The following is a 353-nucleotide window of genomic DNA, read 5'->3' on the forward strand; positions in this document are numbered from 1 at the left end:
CCCCCGGATCAAAGCTTGCTTACAGCTCCCCGAGGCAGTTTCGTTGTTCGCCACGTCCTTCATCGGCTCCTAGCGCCTAGGCATCCTCCGTGTGCTCTTAGTAGCTTAACCATTCGCTCGTGTTCGAGCTGTCGCTCCGCTTGGTTTGGACTACGTCCAAAGCCAAAAGTCGCTCCATTTCGATCACTCGCTCCAGCAATCTACCGTTTTTATTGAAACTTGTTTACACAAGTTCAGCTAAAAAGGAATGTTCTAATTCGCATTTACTTTCGTTTCGATATCTAGTTTTCAAAGAACAAGCTCCATGCAAAAGCAAGCTGTTTGAGAGTTTGAGCTCTCAAAACTGAGCAACG

At 47.0% G+C, this 353-nt stretch carries 1 rRNA gene; it reads right to left on the reverse strand.

The annotated features are described in order from the left end of the window. Positions 1–111: ribosomal RNA gene (locus M3636_RS29250) — 23S ribosomal RNA — on the reverse strand; the annotation flags it as partial. Between the last annotated feature and the right edge of the window lie 242 nt (positions 112–353).

It is taken from the genome of Paenibacillus sp. MER 99-2, from assembly GCF_023714095.1.
In the GTDB taxonomy this organism is placed as follows: Bacteria; Bacillota; Bacilli; order Paenibacillales; family Paenibacillaceae; genus Paenibacillus.